Source organism: Paenibacillus sp. UASWS1643 (genome assembly GCF_008693195.1).
GTDB lineage: Bacteria > Bacillota > Bacilli > Paenibacillales > Paenibacillaceae > Paenibacillus > Paenibacillus amylolyticus_B.
Genome location: NZ_VXKZ01000097.1, coordinates 87,251 through 102,311 on the forward strand (window position 1 = coordinate 87,251; position 15,061 = coordinate 102,311).

The 15,061-nt window shown below is 46.3% G+C and carries 17 protein-coding genes; 7 read left to right on the top strand and 10 right to left on the bottom strand.

Annotation, left to right across the window (positions count from 1 at the left end; genetic code table 11):
* Positions 1–12: 12 nt before the first annotated feature.
* Together FE296_RS06055 and FE296_RS06060 are read right to left on the bottom strand one after the other, a co-directional pair.
* On the bottom strand, positions 13–798 hold the full coding sequence (locus tag FE296_RS06055) for a sirohydrochlorin chelatase (protein WP_150364506.1): 786 nt from the start codon (positions 796–798) through the stop codon (positions 13–15).
* 1 nt (position 799) lies between these two features.
* Positions 800–1,090: a YerC/YecD family TrpR-related protein gene (locus tag FE296_RS06060; RefSeq protein WP_017690665.1), complete on the bottom strand. Its 291-nt coding sequence runs from the start codon at positions 1,088–1,090 to the stop codon at positions 800–802.
* A gap of 454 nt (positions 1,091–1,544) precedes the next feature.
* Here FE296_RS06060 and FE296_RS06065 point away from each other — a divergent pair, with 454 nt between their 5' ends.
* The 4 genes from FE296_RS06065 to FE296_RS06080 all read left to right on the top strand — a co-directional run bounded on the left by FE296_RS06065 (position 1,545) and on the right by FE296_RS06080 (position 4,816).
* The gene (locus FE296_RS06065) at positions 1,545–2,180 is read left to right on the top strand and encodes a hypothetical protein (protein WP_091019777.1); all 636 of its coding nucleotides are present in this window, start codon (positions 1,545–1,547) and stop codon (positions 2,178–2,180) included.
* Positions 2,181–2,313: 133 nt separating this feature from the next.
* On the top strand, positions 2,314–3,402 hold the full coding sequence (locus FE296_RS06070; protein ID WP_150364507.1) for a DNA alkylation repair protein: 1,089 nt from the start codon (positions 2,314–2,316) through the stop codon (positions 3,400–3,402).
* A 243-nt stretch (positions 3,403–3,645) separates the two neighbouring features.
* Positions 3,646–4,374, top strand: coding sequence for an SDR family oxidoreductase (locus tag FE296_RS06075; RefSeq protein WP_124118569.1), 729 nt, complete (start codon positions 3,646–3,648; stop codon positions 4,372–4,374).
* Complete coding sequence (locus FE296_RS06080) at positions 4,346–4,816, top strand: MerR family transcriptional regulator (RefSeq protein WP_223868787.1); 471 nt, start codon at positions 4,346–4,348, stop codon at positions 4,814–4,816. Before FE296_RS06075 ends, FE296_RS06080 begins: the two co-directional genes overlap by 29 nt.
* A gap of 126 nt (positions 4,817–4,942) precedes the next feature.
* Here the strand turns inward: FE296_RS06080 and corA are convergent, their stop codons facing one another.
* The 4 genes from corA to FE296_RS06100 form a co-directional block, all read right to left on the bottom strand.
* Positions 4,943–5,902 (bottom strand): magnesium/cobalt transporter CorA, encoded by a 960-nt coding sequence (gene corA, locus FE296_RS06085; RefSeq protein WP_036668386.1) that lies wholly within the window; start codon positions 5,900–5,902, stop codon positions 4,943–4,945.
* Between the two features lie 307 nt (positions 5,903–6,209).
* Positions 6,210–7,199 carry an inorganic phosphate transporter gene (locus FE296_RS06090; RefSeq protein ID WP_124118567.1) on the bottom strand — a complete coding sequence of 330 codons (990 nt, stop codon included), beginning with the start codon at positions 7,197–7,199 and terminating at the stop codon, positions 6,210–6,212.
* Between the two features lie 14 nt (positions 7,200–7,213).
* Complete coding sequence (locus FE296_RS06095; RefSeq protein ID WP_076215091.1) at positions 7,214–7,831, bottom strand: DUF47 domain-containing protein; 618 nt, start codon at positions 7,829–7,831, stop codon at positions 7,214–7,216.
* Between the two features lie 316 nt (positions 7,832–8,147).
* A complete protein-coding gene (locus FE296_RS06100) occupies positions 8,148–9,221 on the bottom strand; it encodes a DUF3048 domain-containing protein (protein ID WP_124118566.1) in 1,074 nt (357 codons plus the stop codon).
* A gap of 337 nt (positions 9,222–9,558) precedes the next feature.
* On the opposite strand from FE296_RS06100, the gene FE296_RS06105 reads away from it, so the two are divergent.
* Complete coding sequence (locus tag FE296_RS06105) at positions 9,559–10,101, top strand: DoxX family protein (protein ID WP_091019780.1); 543 nt, start codon at positions 9,559–9,561, stop codon at positions 10,099–10,101.
* A gap of 155 nt (positions 10,102–10,256) precedes the next feature.
* Positions 10,257–10,469 carry a hypothetical protein gene (locus tag FE296_RS06110; RefSeq protein WP_017690673.1) on the top strand — a complete coding sequence of 71 codons (213 nt, stop codon included), beginning with the start codon at positions 10,257–10,259 and terminating at the stop codon, positions 10,467–10,469.
* A gap of 175 nt (positions 10,470–10,644) precedes the next feature.
* Here FE296_RS06110 and FE296_RS06115 read toward each other — a convergent pair whose 3' ends face one another.
* From FE296_RS06115 to FE296_RS06125, 3 genes are all read right to left on the bottom strand, one after another.
* Positions 10,645–11,430, bottom strand: a complete 786-nt coding sequence (locus FE296_RS06115) for a DODA-type extradiol aromatic ring-opening family dioxygenase (RefSeq protein ID WP_150364508.1) — start codon at positions 11,428–11,430, stop codon at positions 10,645–10,647.
* Between the two features lie 103 nt (positions 11,431–11,533).
* Positions 11,534–12,364, bottom strand: coding sequence for an alpha/beta hydrolase (locus tag FE296_RS06120; protein ID WP_150364509.1), 831 nt, complete (start codon positions 12,362–12,364; stop codon positions 11,534–11,536).
* A 253-nt stretch (positions 12,365–12,617) separates the two neighbouring features.
* Complete coding sequence (locus FE296_RS06125; RefSeq protein WP_124118563.1) at positions 12,618–12,851, bottom strand: hypothetical protein; 234 nt, start codon at positions 12,849–12,851, stop codon at positions 12,618–12,620.
* 412 nt (positions 12,852–13,263) lie between these two features.
* Here FE296_RS06125 and FE296_RS06130 point away from each other — a divergent pair, with 412 nt between their 5' ends.
* Positions 13,264–14,076 (top strand): DUF1129 family protein, encoded by an 813-nt coding sequence (locus FE296_RS06130; protein WP_124118562.1) that lies wholly within the window; start codon positions 13,264–13,266, stop codon positions 14,074–14,076.
* Between the two features lie 25 nt (positions 14,077–14,101).
* Here FE296_RS06130 and FE296_RS06135 read toward each other — a convergent pair whose 3' ends face one another.
* A complete protein-coding gene (locus FE296_RS06135) occupies positions 14,102–15,007 on the bottom strand; it encodes an AraC family transcriptional regulator (protein WP_124118561.1) in 906 nt (301 codons plus the stop codon).
* Positions 15,008–15,061 lie beyond the last annotated feature (54 nt).

A 15,061-nucleotide genomic window follows, 5' to 3' on the forward strand; every position in this document is an offset into this window, starting at 1 on the left:
AAAGCGATCACTTCATGAAGAAGCTTTAACCTCATTACATCTCTCCAGCAAAATCTGGATCTGGCGCTCCAGCCACTGCCCAAGCAATGGATGTGGCAATAGTGTCTCACCGCTGTACACATAGTCCAGCTCCTGCAGCCGATCCGGGATAACGTTCCTCGTGAAATAACCGGCACTCAAAAACAGCGGCGCCACAATGACTCGGTTCCCCCGCTCTTCGCTCCAGTACTTCACTTTGTTGTACACACTCTCCGGATTCAGCAATGCATAATCCGTATGGGCTACACCACTAACTTCCTGTACAAGCTCTGCAAGGGAAGAAATTCCAGCTTCCCAACGCTCACGAAAACCATCATGAATACTCCCATGGCCTACAAGCAGGATCGTTTCCTTCTCCGGTTGCTGCGACAGTAATCGGACTTTGTCCCACACCATCACGGCAATATCCGGATCGTTATCCACTGGATAACCGAAGTGAACCCGAGCCTTCACATCGAACGGTTCCAGATCCGTTTCGCGATCAGGTGTTTCCTTTGCACCAATGGCGTATTCAATTTCATCCACATGTGTACTCCCGGACGAAACAAATAGAGGTACGACCAGAATATCGGTTACGCCTTGTGCTTCCAGTCGGTCGATACCGTCCTGGATCAGGCGTCCTTCCACAAGTTCAAGAAAACCGGCTTCAACCGGTAATGGTATAGGCAGATTCAACCGGGAGATCGCGTCATCGACGGATTCCACCCAGGTCTGCTCCTGTGAACCGTGACTGATGATGAGTACACCCGGCTTCTTCATGTTAGCGTCCCAGGCGTTCGAGCGTCATTTTATAACCATCATTGCCGTAATTCAGGCAGCGTTTCACACGTGAAATTGTAGCTGTACTCGCACCTGTCTCTGCTTCAATCTGGTTATACGTATTGCCTTTACCCAACATACGAGCCACTTCCAGCCGCTGGGACATGGATTGGATCTCGTTAACTGTGCAGAGGTCATCAAAGAAAACATAACACTCTTCAATATCTTTTAGCGTCAAAATAGCCTCGAATAGTTGTTCAATGCTTTTATCATTTAGCTTTTTCAGCTGCATTTCATCATCATCCCCTAGCGGTTACTGTGTACCTACATTGTACTCACACTGAGTTGGTATTTCAAGCGTTACCGATTTCACGCACTACAGAATAAAAATACATGTTACCGCTTACAAAAGGTACTATTGTCCTCCCCTCGCGCACATCAGACGAAATTACCGCGTTATTTCCCAGTTTTCACCTGTATATATCCGATTGCTTATGTAGGATTTCAACCCACTTAAATGTGACAACTTTGTGTACAAACTTCATTTTCTCTTCGGGAACCTGCCATCATCCCATGCGCCCAAATCCGCAAATATCCCGTTTTCCGGGATACCCGCCTACGCCGTCTCTCCGCGAATGACATACAGTATAACAAAAGGGAGTTCCACAAGGGTCTATGATGTACATCTGTCATGCAACTCATGGAACGCAATTCCGAAATCCAACATAGAAGGAACGTGATCGTTCATGCCACAGCATTATTATCACCGCCAGCCAGCACCAGGGCAGCGTCCGTCTTCTCATGCTCATCGGCAGGCACATACTTCTGCCTATATGCCGCCCGGTGTGGTTCCGCGGTCTTTAAATGAGACTCAAATTCAACCGATGTATCCTGGCGTAGAACCACACTACCCGGGCTTTGGTGAAGTCGAAGCTTCTGCAGTCGTACCCTATGGGCAGGGTGTGTCTGGCGGGAACTTTTATGGAGGTGCAGCTCAGGTTGTTCCCCCAGCTCCGGTAACGGCGCCTGCTACTGGCAGTACCGGCTTTTCGTTAGCCAACATCGGTGAGTTAAAAGGAATGATCGACCGCTTCGGCGGTATTGATGGAATCATGAGTGGAATAGGCAAAATGCAAAAGGTCGTTGGTGGCATCCAGCAGATGGCTCCGATGATGAAACTCGTTATGGGCATTCTGCCTTTTGGAAAAGGAAAATCGAATAACAGCGCAGCTGATGCGGACTATGAAGAATATACGCCGCCCCGGAAACGCAAAAACAAACGTCGGAACAAAACAACGAATGCTACACGTCGCCGCAATACAACTCCAGTCCGCCGCAAATCCAATTCCACGAAGCGCCGTCCCAAAAGTCGCAAAGGTTAAGAAAATTCAGGCACCCCCTTACAGAAGGCGGGTGCCTTAACACCGTCCATCCGTATACAAATAAATTTCAGGAACTTACGTTCTTATTTCTGCAATTTGAGGTATACTGAATAGTAACTAAAGGAGGCGGACCATGGAACTTTTCAAAGACAAATACACTCCCGCATTAATCGATCGGACCGGCGAACGGTTGCGTCAATTCTACCCGAAGCTGGATACACAGCAATTTCATGAATTGGTTTTCGCTGAAGGCTGGGAACAGTTGGAATTCAAAGCGCGCATTCGCAGAATCACACTGGCTTTGACCCAGGTACTGCCGGACAATTATGAGGAAGCATTACATATTATCGAACATGCCGCCCCGACGATGAGAGGCGTTGAATATCTATTTGTACCGGATTTTATTGAAGTGAACGGACTTGACCCAGAAGATTACGAGTTATCCATGAAGTATCTGACCCTCTTCACACCTTATTCCAGCTCGGAGTTCGCGGTACGCCCGTTTATTGAACATTATCCAATCCAAACGATGAAACATATGATGGCGTGGGCAGAGAGTGACAACGAGCATATCCGCAGACTTGCCAGTGAGGGCAGCCGGCCACGTTTGCCATGGGGTGCCAAACTCCAGAACTTTATCACTGATCCAACACCTGTACTTCCGATTCTGCATGCATTAAAACAGGACGAGTCCCTCTATGTTCGCAAAAGTGTCGCCAATCATCTGAATGACATCTCCAAGGACCACCCTGAACTGGTTATGGATCTGGCCACGACCTGGTACGGACAACATGTACACACAGACTGGATTGTCCGGCATGCCAGCAGGTCATTGCTAAAGAAAGGACATAGCAAAGCACTAAGTCTTTTTGGTTATAACGAGCAGGATTCGATTCACATTGAGCAGCTTCAGCTTGTCCAGGATACGATTAGCATTGGCGAGTATCTTCATTTTTCGTTTGATGTCGTTAATGAGAGCGGCGAGTCACAGATGCTGCGAATTGAATATGAGATGGGTTATATGAAGGCAAACGGCAAACAGGCCCCTAAACGATTCAAATGCTCCGATAAAATGTACCCAACAGGCAGAACCAAGGTAGCCACTAAACAATCGTTCAAAATCATCACAACGAGAAAATATTATGCCGGTATGCATACGCTTACCATTCTTGTGAATGGCAAAGAAGCAGCTACAACTTCTTTTGTTCTTGAAATGGAGTAACAGGAAATCGTCGTAAGTTATACACATCTCGTTTCAGCGAAAACTTATTCACATGTGGATATCATTAAAAACATATTTAACCGAATGCAAAAGTCTGATACAGACGGGTATTCGGTTATTTGCGCTCCCGTCCCGATCTGCTTCTTCTAAATTCCCCTGTTGACTTGGAGCACACTCCAAGTTGTACCATTCGGAGATCACCACCACATGCTTATACATTACTCATGAAAAGAGGAATAACAGATGCAAACGAAAAGGTACGCTCTAATTACCGGGGCCAACAAAGGAATCGGATTTGAAACCGCTCTGCAGTTAGGAAAAATGGGATATGTCATTCTCCTGGGAGCGAGAAATGAACTAAAAGGCGAGGAAGCAGCTCAACTTCTGGTTAACAAAAATATCGAGGCTCATTCAATCATGCTTGATGTAACCCGCCAAGCTACCATTGAGGCAGCTGTCAGTCAGATTAAGCAAAAGTTTGGCTCCCTGGACGTGTTGATTAATAATGCAGGAATCTCTGCTGGAGGGGCCACTCCGCCCAGTCAGATCTCTCTGGAGGACATTCGGAAAACCTACGACACCAATTTCTTCGGTATGATCTCCGTTACTCAGGCGATGCTACCTTTATTACAGCAATCCTCTGCAGGCCGAATCGTCAACCTGACAAGTGGCCTCGGCTCACTTGCATATAATAGCGATCCCACGCACGAACATGCCCAATTTAACCTACTCGCTTACAACAGCAGTAAAGCAGCCGTTAACATGTTCACCGTTACGCTTGCCAAAGAATTCAGAAACACACCGCTCAAGATCAATTCTGCTGATCCCGGCTTTACAGCAACCGACCTGAACGGCTTTACAGGATTAGGCACCGTGAAGCAAGCAGCTGCTATAGTTGTTAAGTTAGCTGTCCTGGATGAAAATGGGCCCTCAGGAGGATTCCATGGAAACGATGGAGAACTACCTTGGTAATTCCAATACTAAGGAGTCTGATCTCATGCAGAACATTCCAGACATCGTTACTTCCATCCGGGAAGCAGCCAATCTAACCAGTTTAACTGAAGATACCATCCGATATTATGAAAAAATAGGCCTACTACCTTATGCAGAGAGAAAAGCAAACGGGCATCGACAATATAGCAAGGATCATATCCTTGGCATTATTTTTTTGACAAGGCTCAAGGCCACCGGGATGACCATAGAACAAATGAAGCACTATCGAGAGCTATCTGAACAGGGACCTGAAACTCTGTCTACGAGATACTCCATTCTTGAAGAGCATCAGCGTAAAATTCAGCAGGAGATATCGAGACTGCATGAAACCTCAGACATTATAACGTATAAGCTCCAGCATTACCGGGAGATTTCAGAACATCCCGATCTTGATGACCCTCACTGTGACGCTAAATTCTAGAACATCCAGCCAGCCTGCTGGAATTTTGGAGACCATAAGCGATGATCTTTTTTTGTGCATCTACATGTGCCAAAAAGATCATCGCTTATTACATTATATACATTTTGATAACAGACACCATTTGCCCTACTTAAACCAACCGCGCTTCACAAACCAGGCCACCATACTCCCGCCAAGCACAAACATTAACAGCAGCACCGCACCATACCCAAATTTCCACTGAAGCTCAGGCATATAGGCAAAGTTCATGCCATAAATACCCGCGATCAGTGTGAGCGGCATAAATACAGTCGTAATCACCGTGAGTGTCTTCATAATCTGATTCATCCGGTTGGAGTTCAGGGAAATATAACTGTCCCGCAGGTCGGCCGTCATCTCCCGATCGGCTTCAATCATATCCGTCAGCTTCAATAAATGGTCATAGATATCGGTAAAATAAGCCGTATGTTCGCCTGTTCGCTGCACATGCTGGGAGTTCACCACCCGATAGAGCAGATCCCGCATCGGTACTACGGTTCTTCTTAGCTTCAGCAATCGAGTCCGCAGATCAAACACCTGGTTCATCAAGTCTTCAACCGATTCTTGTCCACCCCGGTTCTCCAGTTCAGCCAGTTCATCCTCAATCGCAAATAAAGACGGAAAATAATGATCGACCAACTTGTCCATCACCGTATAGGCTGCTGCCACCGGACCTCGCGCCCAAATGGTTCGTTCATGTGCATGGTGTAACAAGCGTTCCCACGCTTCATCCACTTCCTCCAATACGCCATGATGAAAAGACACTAGGAAGTTTGATCCAAGAAACAAGTCAACCTCCTCGGCTTCCAGTGTGGACGGGTTCAGTGCATGCAGCACAAGAAACTGCAGATTATCATAATAATCGAGCTTGGGCCGTTGCAATACATGCAGACAGTCCTCTATGGCTAATGGATGAAAATGAAAATATGTATCCAGCAAACGGCTTTCCTCTTCCGTTGGCTGGTTAAAATCGGCCCATACCCAGGCGTAATCGTTCAGATCCAGCTGTGTAAGTGGTACGTTAACGGAGACTTGATGTTCTCGTGTAATGGCGAGTGTACGAATCATAAATTAGACCACGTCCTTGTCCTGTATCTTTACGTTATTGTACACAGGTACCTTCAAACTCGACAACAAAAAAAGCCAACCCTGTTGGCTTCTCTCATTTCCCTATCCACAGTTCCCTGTATCCACAGGAATATCTTCTTTTGGTTTATCATTCCACGGATGGCTATCCACATATCCAGCCTGTCCACACGTTCATGCACAGGCGTCTCTTGATTTTGGTTGTATAATTGTCCACATATCCCGATATTCACACAGTTATGAACAGAGTGTCTGGTAACCCCGAATTCGTTCGGGATAACTTCTCTATTTAGAAAATAATCCAGTACAACAATCCTGCCAGTCCCGCAGTAATTGGAATCGTAATGAACCACGTAATAATGATACGTCCAGCAAGTCCCCATTTCACAGCAGAGAAACGTTTCGCGGAACCTACACCCAGAATAGCTGATGTGATCGCGTGCGTTGTACTAACTGGAAGGTGAAGCAACGTTGCCGTGAAAATAACGGAAGCAGCTGACAGATCCGCGGCAAATCCGTTAATCGGTTCAATTTTAAAGATTTTGGTCCCCATCGTTTTGATGATTTTCCAACCACCAATGGATGTACCCAGAGCCATCGCGGTTGCTGCTGAAATTTTAACCCACAGCGGCACTTCCAGATGATCTTGTACACCTGCTGCAACCAAAGCAAATGTAATAATACCCATCGCTTTCTGTGCATCATTCGTACCATGTGTGAATGCTTGCAGTGCAGCCGTGAAAATCTGTACCGTACGGAAACCTTTATTCACGTTATGCGGACTGCGTTTGGCAAAAATGTATTTGAGAATCGTCATGACCACATAACCAATGGCAAATGCGATCAGAGGTGATAATAGCAAACCTCCAACGATATCAATGAATCCGCTCCACTTCACTTTGTCAGCTCCTGCGCCAACAAGCACGGCACCTGCAAGGGCTCCAATAAGTGCATGTGATGAGGAAGACGGAATACCAAACCACCATGTAACCAGGTTCCAGATAATCGCTGCGATCAAGGTGACTATGACGACCTCGATCCCGTTATCCAGCGTGGTGGGGTCGGTCACACTCCCCCCAATCGTCTTCGCAACGCCTGTAAACATCATCGCACCGACAAAGTTCATCACCGCTGCCAAAAGGATCGCGCGACGTGGCGTTAGTGCCCGTGTGGATACCGAAGTGGCAATGGCATTCGCCGTGTCGTGAAAACCGTTGATGAAGTCAAACGCCAGTGCAAGGAAGACGACTATACCTAATACCCAAATCGTTGTTTCCATTATTCTCTGGCTCCTTAAGAATTACGCATAATGATGGATTCGAGCACATTCGCCACGTCTTCACAAGCATCCGTTGTTGTCTCAAGACGCTCGTAAATTTCCTTACGCTTGATCAGTTCAATCGGATCAGACACCGTAGCGAAGAGATGTTTGATACACATGCGCAGCACTTCGTCGCCCTGGTTTTCCAGATCATTCAAACGAATGGTGTATTCACGGATGGCCAGCAATTTTTTCTGTGACAGCAGATGGATCGCCTTCTGAATTTCGTAAGCCGATTGGCGCAAAATTTCAGAGAACTGAACGATAAATTCGTCCGGATCCGTCAGTTGGTACATATAGAAACGGGAAGCCGTTGCTTCGAGTCCGTCCAATACGTCATCAAGTGTTGTTGTCAGCTCCATAATATCATCGCGTTCAATCGGCGTGATAAATGTTTTGTTGAGTTCTGTAATGATCGTATGCACGTAATCATCACATTTCGACTCGTACTTCTTCATTTCATTGGCAAAAAGAGTCACATCCTGAAGGTTGGAAACATGCTGGGAGAAATAATCTGCCGCTTGAACAACCGTATCTGCCATATTCTCCAGTGTCTCAAAAAATATATCCTTCTTCTTCTTAAGCTTCATAGCTCTATCCCCTTTACGAGAAAAATTGCCGATAACCGATGAAACATGAAATGACAACCTTTGATATCTTATCATATTTGTTTCATGGTTTGTACAAAAGGTGTGATCCTTTTTTATATTCTTATCACATTAATCTGAAATGAATCTTAATTATTTGGAATAATGGTAAATTCAAGTCAAGATTTTACACTGCGTTTACAATTCGACATCAAAATTCAAAATCGACACGATTCTACTTTTCACACTAAGGTAAAATATAATGCCTTTTCGACGACAAATGGATACATGTTTCATTGTTTTCTTTCATTACATCCTTTTATTGCTGCACAGCGAGCTTCACATGGCTGGAAAATTCCGGTTGATTGGGAACAATGCTGATAAAGGTTTTACCCGGCACAAGAGCAACTTCACTGTCACCCTGAACAAACCGTATAATATCCCCCTGCTTCTTCACCCACTGCCCACGAATCATCTTGCCCTTCTGAAACAACATGGCTTCCCCGCCTTGTTCCAAATTAACGGACAATCGACCTACACTATCGAGTACCTTGTGATCAGCACCTGCCACAATGATGTTCGCTGCACCAAGTTGAGTTCCATTATCCATATCCTGATCTGCCTTGCCATTCACCATTCTCATATATCGTCCGCTAACTTCATCATAATCATACGTCACCCGGTAACTATCCAATAAATAATGGATATCGAATTGCTTCACTGCCTCTCCTGCAGATGTTGCGCCTTCTTCGTTATAGATGTATACGGGAGACTTGAAATCATGGCTATAACCCTTGATATCTGACCCTTCTCTCAGCTTGTCCGCTGAAGTATACAGATTATGTGGAGCTTTACGATCCGAGGAACGCCAGAAGTAAGGTCCACCATTCGAGATTTCATCCATATGCTGTTTCTGCTGCCTTTGCAAAATGGAATATGCCTCCGGACTGCCTCCGGCGTGAACAAGTACCCCATCATAACTCTCGCCGAGCTCAATTAGATATGGACGTATACTGCGAACGGGTCCAACCGTCTCCCCACCGCCTTCACTCTGGAAGATGGCTATGAAACGGGTAATGCCTCCCTCAGCGAGAACTTCAAGAATGATATCAGCTGAACTTAGACCCGATTGGGGCCGAGCTGCTGGTGCATTATTAATCATTACGGCGAGTGGTCGACGCGTAATCGCTTCATCTACAGGCAGACCCGTCAAAGGTGCTGTATAGAGAGACGTGTTGGATTCCTTCACGGGTTCTTCTTGTACAGGTGCAGGTGTCGGTTCTGGCTGAACTGGCATCTGCGCCACCTCCTGGTTTTGGCAGGCAACAAGACTTAATGAGAGAATAAACAGAGATGCAGCCGATGCTGCCTTGTTCCATTTAAAAAGCTTCAATATAGGACCTCCTGAACGATATGGCCTGGTTCTAAGTTGTGATATATGTCTCATGTAGGCAACCATTTCACGTATTTCTTTCCATTTAATCACACCCCACCCGATTTGTCTGCGCCTAGAAGGCCTTGATACAGCTTGAAATTCACATTTGAAACAGCGATTTGTGAGAAAAATATGTCCTAAATGTGAACTTCTCAAACCTTACTTAAAATTTGAACTAGATTGTGATTTTAATCACAAACAAAACAACTTTTGAACTATACAATAAAGACATCAAAGGTGATCACTTAGAAAAACAAAAACAACACACACTAAATTCCATGAAGGAGTGGTTCATATGTTCAGCACAAACCAATGGCTTAGAGAAAACAAAGTAGCAATGTGGATTTTGACAGTACTTCGGGTGTATATCGGTTATGATTGGATGACTCACGGATGGAGCAAATTGACTGGCGGATTCGAAGCTGGCGGGTTCTTGGCCGGTGCGGTAGAAAAAGCAACAGGTGATCACCCGGCTGTCCAAGCTTGGTGGGCAACGTTCCTTGAGAAATTCGCAGTACCAAACGCAGGACTTTTCGACTTCGTTATCCCATTGGGTGAATTCCTTGTAGGTTTGGGTCTCATCCTCGGTTGCTTCACTACACTAGCAGCACTGATGGCTATGGTCATGAACTTCGCGTTCCTCTTCTCGGGAACAGTAAGCACGAATGCTCAACTGGTTGTAATGGAAATCTTCCTTGTTGTTGCTGGTGCAAATGCAGGTAAAATTGGTCTGGATCACTGGGTACTGCCTTACCTTCGCGGATTGTTCACTCGTAACAACAAAGGAAATCTTCCTAAAGACACACCAACGATTAGCCCAACTCAGAAGACAGCTTAAGCAATCATTCATAGAATTCTCGGCCCTGCTCCCAATCCCCCTGGAGAGCAGGGCTTTTACTTTTCAAAAATCAGCCCGCATGCATGACTGACTTGCCCATCCACAGAAAATCGTATTATGATGAAATAAAGTTGAACTTCAAAGGAGTACACGATATGCCGACCCAGCGACGTCTCGAGACCGATGCGGACTTCCAGGAAGCCATGAATATGAAGTATAAGGTTCGAGTTTTTAAAGATAATCACCAGATTGACTCCGGTGGCATCATTATCCGTTTTGACAGCAACACTGTAGTTGTCCAATCCAGTGTCAGTGAACTTGCTTATCATTCGCGTACAGACTGTGAATTGTTCGAAATCCGCAAATAAAGATCTATTGCATGAATAAGTCCTCGTATTGAAAAAAGGTTACTGCATCCCTTCAAGGGTGTACAGGAACCTTCTTTTGTTTTGTTTATATATTGTTTAATAGTATGCAATTAATATACGTTATCCGTACGAAACTGGCGTCAAACACCATAATCAGGCTGTTGTCTGTTCCAAGTTACACGCCGTCTCCAAACTGCCAGCAGTTCAAACTGAGCGTTCCATAAGGATAAGACTGGAATAGACGCTTCGCTGATCGGGACATATCCGCTGTACCCATGGCGTAGAACAAAGGTGCAAGGTGTTCTGTACCATACGACGGAACTGCCGTGCGTGCATGAGGGGCTTTTTTCTCATATTGAAACAGCTCTCTTGTGTTCCACTGCTGCAAGCGCTCCCCGATCCAGTTATCAAACTCCACCGCCCACTCTTGCGGTTCATCCGTATTGCCCAGCAATCGTAAATTGTGAACCGTTCCACCACTGCCAATGATCAGCACATCATCATGACGCAGCTGTTCCAGCATTCGGCCAATATCATACTGCTCCTGCGGCGTACGCAGCGAGTCTACAGATACAGCAATCACAGGAATGTTAGCATCGGGATACATATGGAGCAACGGTACCCATACGCCATGATCCAGCCCTCGGCCTCGAATCGGCTGATGTGCCAGGTTACTGCGGGTGAACAAAGCGCAAATCTCGTTGGCTAAATCTGGCTGCCCAGATGCAGGGTATTCCATCTTATACATCGTAGAAGGAAATCCGTAAAAATCATGCAAGGTCTGATGTGTATCATCCATCGTCACGGACGGTTCAGGACAATCCCAATGCGCCGTAAATACGACAATGGCTTTCGGAGCCGGCAGCCTGTCTCCAAGCTGGTTCAAGAAGTGAGTGTAGTCATTGCTCTCCACCGCCAGAGCGGGAGAACCATGCGCAATGAAAAGTGCGGGTAATGTCATTGCTGCCAACCTCCAGACACGGATAGAATGCTTACTCCTCTATTTTACCCTTAAGAAGGCGCTTTTCCAAGCTGACATCCCCAAACAGTTATAATCCTGCCACTTATATCATCCAGTGCTGCCAATCCTGCTCGATCTTCTGACGTTCGCCCAGCCACTCTCTGGTACGCGTAATTAGCTGTTCTCGCTCTTTACCTGAAGAGAAGGTGTGATCGCCCTGGAAGATGATCTCCTTATCACAGCGGCCCTCTTGGCGCATCCAGAATACCTTTTGATACAGGAATGCGTAGTCTACAGGAATAATCTCATCTGATGTACCATGCACGACGAGTACATCTCCGCTAAACTTAACTGCTTCCTGGAATGGCTGTTGTTCAGCAAGAGACTCGAAGAACTTCGGTGTGAATTTGTATCCCAGATAATCAGCCGCACCCAGTTTCACGCCTTCATCGTATACTTCCCGTCCCGTAATCTTCACGATATCATTGAATGGATAACCCACGGAGGACCACATAACCAGGTTTTTGACACGTTTGTCACGTACAGCAGTTAGCAATGCAACGGCACCACCCAGACTATGACCTATCAGGGTAACACGCGTAGGATCTACATCACTGCAATTCACCGCGTAATCCAGCACCGAACGAGTCTGCAGCACCATGGACTCCAGTCCCTCCGCTCCGTACTCCCCACTGCTCTCTCCGCAACCGGTATAATCGAAACGCAGGACCAGAAAACCGTCTTCAGCCAGCTCCCGTGCAGTCTTTACAAACAAACGGTCCACGCCGATCCGGCTACCAACGAAGCCGTGGCAGATGACCGCCAGAGGGACTCGCTGCTGACTCTCCTCCTCCTTGATATCTTTCACGACCGGATAATGAATCGTGGCTGTTAATTCTTCCTGTTCATGACGGATACTGATCTGACGTTCCATACCGATTTCCCCTTTCCACGCTTAGCCTGTTAACTTCCATTTATTAAATATATATAATCCGATAAGTTTAGTGTGTATTAAGATGTTATTCATATATTATCATCCCGTACCCTGCAAGTCAACGTAAGTAAGAACCCTTTCTACGTCGACTACCAATCTACATGTTATCGGATAATAAACACAAAAAAATGAGCCACGCTGATGACAGCTGGCCCGGATATCATTTGGAATTCAAACAAGCGTTGCAGGATCGTTATTCGTAGCTTCTACGGAACATCTCGTGGGTCTCCACCCGTCCATTCCACTCATGCTCATGACCCGAATCACTATTGTCCCAGAAACTTCTTCCCTTCAAATTGCCATCTGTCAGTTCTTCTGCATACTCCGTATCCTCCAGGTTCTCTTCAAAGGATACAACTTCGTCCACAACTCCACGGGAGTTGCTGTTCAGTAGCAGCTTCCGCGTCAAATCTGTTTGTTTATCCATAACAAGCACACTCCAATCTTGGATTTCTGTTGGAAATGCTACTATTGTGATGGAATCGGCTGCTCTTTATGCATACTTCACACAATCGTTAGATCTGTGAGGCGTGTGGGTATTTTTTCACATGAACGGGGGAAAATAAACGAAAAAACTTAGGCAGCATATGCCTCGGAATCCTTCTGCCGAAAGGAATGAATTCATGGAACATCTACTGGAATGGATTCAACATCACGGTAAACTGGTGCTGTTATGCACCTGTGTTATACTGGCCTGTGTATGGATATGGGTCCACCATGAGCAGCTTTTTTATAAGGAATGACTTTGCGAAACGAGAGCCCTTCCCGTATACTAAAATACCGTCAGGGTCTTCAGTCAATTGGAAGATCAGAACGTGTGTAGACAGGGGGAGCAATCATTGGGGATTTCCTATAAGAAGCTTAAAGAAATACAGAATCGGCAAATAACCGAGATGAGTCGAATGACACCTGAACATGTGAAACTGTATGACGAGATCAGCACAATTGCACGTCATGCGCCAGCGGACGAGAGAACACAGGAAGAGTGGATACTCTCCGCAGGAAAAGCAATCGTACAGGCTCAACGGGATAATAAACCCGCTCGCGAGTTATACGGACCTGATCTGGAACAAGACATCCATGCACAGCTCGGGATTACAAATACAGCACCGGAGAAGACGGCTGTCGTTGAGGTGGGTAAATCCAGCCCAACCCGTGATAATAGTCCATCTGTTTCAGCTAAAAAGAAAGCAAATGTTGTAGAATCACAGCCAACTGAGAATCCAGAGCCTGTGAAACGGACGCCAAAGTGGTATGCCATGATCGCTTGGGCGGCTTTGTCTTTTGTCATGTTGATTCAAGGATGTGTGGGATTGTTCGTGGGTTGGACTGGCGGAGATACGGAACCATTCCAACACATCAGTCTGTTCTCCCTGATCGTTGCGGCAGTTGGAGGTATTGCATTGGTGGAGATGCTTCGCCGTCTTGCTGAGCGACCGGACGATGAAGGAGCGGACAAGAACACCGTACCTAAGGTTAACCTTAAGGGAATCATCATCTACATCGTCATCGTGGTCCTTGTGCTGTTTGTAGGCTATCCACTGCGTGATAAACTTCCGGTATTTGCACTGGCTCCGTGGGTGAGTGCAGTGATCGGAGTTGTGGGGCTTGCAACGTTAAGGCCTTTATTTGGACAAAAGAAAACAGCATAACACGTTATATAATTGATTAAGGGCTTCACGAATTCGTGAGGTCTTTTTCCATTTGGAGCTGATTCCGATGTTTGATTCCTTTGCCTGGTGTCTCTCCAAATTCCCGCTTGAACATCCGGATAAAATAGTTCACTTCCATCCCTACGGTCTCTGCTGCCTCTCGTACACTTGCTCGTGGATGCTTGTCCAGCCATTCCGAAGCCTTCTGCAAACGTAATCGTTGCATATACTGATGTCCTGTCACGCCATAATGCTGTTGGAATAATCGGTTGAGATGCTGTACCGAATAATCCACTGCGTCAGCAACATGCTTCAATAACAGATCGTCCTGATAGTGAGCATGCATCAATGCTACCGCTCGGACGAGTGCATCCCTGCTCGGATCGGACTCCCGATTAGAACGTGTTACAGTGCCGTCCTGTGCCATCGATGATCCGACACCTCCATTACCGACATCAGATGGAATTTTCGATTGTGCTATATCCAAAATGAGCTGGTAGATGAGGGCTGATGTGTTCCACATCTCCGTTGCTCCTTGATCCAGCGCATGCCAGAGATCTGTTAACCGCGACCAGATGATTTCAAAACCGGAGATAGGGAACGGCTCGTTCTGAAGCAAATCCGCGCATTGAAGTACTGATCCAGCCGATGCACCGCCAATACCGATATAACCAAGTTCCCCTTTGGATTTGGAATGAGGCACATACTCATGTGCAACCTCGGGTTCCACGATGAATAACTGCCCTGCTCCCATCGTCCTTGATCCTTTTCCCGTTATCTTGAACTGCCCTTCACCACCGTGTGACAAAAACAACTGATACACCGGAAATCCATCCGGTCTATGCAGAACTTTCTCTTCCTGCGTGCCCACACAATACAGGTACAGCGGCAACCGGGAATCCGGCAGGCCTGTCAAACGAAATGCAAGCATTCCATCATTCCTTTCGGCTCATAGGCTTCTATATAAGGTGAACTAAAGATATTT